Origin of the sequence: Kitasatospora xanthocidica, assembly GCF_014656195.1 — a bacterium.
In the GTDB taxonomy this organism is placed as follows: Bacteria; Actinomycetota; Actinomycetes; order Streptomycetales; family Streptomycetaceae; genus Kitasatospora; species Kitasatospora xanthocidica.
The window spans coordinates 1-2104 of sequence record NZ_BNBY01000064.1; the positions used below are offsets into that span (position 1 = coordinate 1).

General features: G+C 69.2%; 2 protein-coding genes and 1 pseudogene. 1 reads left to right on the plus strand and 2 read right to left on the minus strand.

Features of this window, described 5'->3' with window-relative positions; all coding sequences use genetic code 11:
- Nucleotides 1-160 precede the first annotated feature (160 nt).
- On the minus strand, nt 161-730 hold the full coding sequence (locus IE332_RS40405) for a DinB family protein (RefSeq protein WP_189926876.1): 570 nt from the start codon (nt 728-730) through the stop codon (nt 161-163).
- A 175-nt stretch (nt 731-905) separates the two neighbouring features.
- A pseudogene (locus tag IE332_RS40410) lies at nt 906-1277 on the minus strand (helix-turn-helix domain-containing protein); the annotation flags it as partial.
- A 160-nt stretch (nt 1278-1437) separates the two neighbouring features.
- Between IE332_RS40410 and IE332_RS40415 the strand changes: the two are divergent.
- Complete coding sequence (locus tag IE332_RS40415; protein WP_189926878.1) at nt 1438-1986, plus strand: flavoprotein; 549 nt, start codon at nt 1438-1440, stop codon at nt 1984-1986.
- Nucleotides 1987-2104 lie beyond the last annotated feature (118 nt).

Below are 2104 nucleotides of genomic sequence, written 5' to 3' on the forward strand. Positions count from 1 at the left end.
CCGTCAAACGCGAACCCACGCTCCAGGCCCACCTCGCCGCGCGAGGTTAAACGTCAAGCTGAGGTCAGTCACGGCGCGTTCCTTGAGGAGTTCCGGCCCGGTGATCCGACGGTAGCGCCAAGTAGTGCTGTGACCGAGAAGGTTCGCCGGGTGGGTGCGATCAGTCGGAGCGCGCTGCTTTCCATATCCACGAGGTTCGGCGGGGAAGGCCGTCCAGTTCCTGGCGGCCGGTGCACCAGAGAAGCACCTGGACGGGGTCTCCAGGAGGGGCGTCGGGGAACAGCCGACCGAGCACGGCCGCGCATAGCGGTGCGGGCGGCTGCCAGTCCACGGCCAGTCCCTGTGTGATGTCGTGTGTGTGCAGCAGGGCTTCAGCGACGCCCATGGCTGCGAAGCCTTCGGGATCACAGGGACCCCAGTGCCAGGCCCTCGAGGTCGGACTGGCTGCGGCCAGTACGGAGCTGAGGAGGCGGCCGCAGGCGGTGACCGTCTGGAGTACCTCGGTCGGGGAGGCAGTGGGGCGGACGTTCAGGTCGAAAGGGAGGTAGGAGTCGGCGGGACTTGCTGCCACCTGCCCCGCGTAGGCCAGCAGGTCGTGCCCGATGTGCACCGCCGTTTCCCAGCAGCTCCACGTCAGCGGACCTGCCGGCACCGTCCAATCCTCGTCGGCATGCGGTCCCAGTACCTTCAGCAACTCTGCCAAGGCTGTGTCGACGTCCCGGTGGTCCATGCGGAGCTCCTCGTGAGGTTCGTGCTGTGCAACTGGGCTGTGCTCGTGGCGTCTTTCACGCCGCTCGGCTTCCGGGTCGCCCTCCCCACCGGACGCCCTGCTCGCTGCGGATGCGGGCTCGTTCCTTGCGCTGGGCCGCGAGAACGTCGGGATGGCGGGCGTTGGCATTGCGCCAGCGCAGGTAGGCGAGCAGTTTGCGGATGGACCAGCGGGTGAAGGGCTGCCCGAGCTTGCTGGGGCGCGTGGTGGCCGTCTGGACAACGAAGTCCTCGTCGTCAGGACCGAGTAGGCGGGGACGGCCTCCCTCCCGCCGAGGGCCCAGGCAGGCCAGCCCGATCTCGTTGAATCGGTGGATCACATCGCGCACGGTGTGCTCGTCCGCCTGGACCAGCTGGGCGATCACCGGCACCCGGTTGCCGCCGGCCGAGGCCAGCAGCATCATCGCCCGCCGGCAGCGCACGGTGTTCGTGCTGCCACGGCGCACGATCCGCTGTAACTGCTGGCCCTCCCGGTCCGTGAGCCTACGGACCCTGACCGGCTCTGCCACTGGCCTTGCTCCTCCGAGTTGAACGTCTCGCGACATCCAACCGGCTCAAGACCTGCGAGCGCCAACCCGGTGGACCTTCCCGGTCACAGCAGTAGTCAGGCGCATCACCGAATTCGACAGGGATTGCCGCCGACCGTCCCCACAGGGTTCGATGACCGCCATGTCCACCACGCGTCCGGTCCTGTACCTGTTCGGCTCCGCCGCCCCGCCGGTCCTGAACGTGGCGCAGGTCGTGCGCCACGCCCAGTTCAGGGGGTGGGAGGTCGCGCTCGGGCTCACCCCGACCGCGGAGGGCTGGCTCCAGGACGGGCTCCCCACGCTGAGGCGTCTGACCGGCCATCCGGTGAAGTCCACCTATCGTCGGCCGGGCGACCCGGAGGTCCTCCCGCCCGCCGACGCGGTCCTCTTCGCGCCCGCGACGATGAACAGCATCAACAGCCTGGCCCTCGGCATCACGACCTCCTGGGTCGTAGGGTTCGCCGCCGAGGCGATCGGCAAGGGAATCCCGCTGACGGTGATGCCGTGCACGAACACGGCGCTGACCGGCCACCCCCAGTTCCCCCGCAGCGTCGCCACCCTGCGCGAGGCCGGCGTGCGCGTGCTGCTCGGCGAAGGTGGCTTCGTCCCGAACGCTCCCGGCCAGGGGCGACCGGAGGCTTACCCGTGGGAGGCCGCACTCGTCGCTGTCGAGGAGTCCATCGGGCGGTGACCCTCGGCTCCGAGGTAGCCCGGCCGACGGAGGCTGTGTACGGGCGGGCTACGGCACTAAGGCGTGTCTGACAAATGATCATCTGGCCGGTTCGCGGAGCCAGAGGATCAGGGAGGCC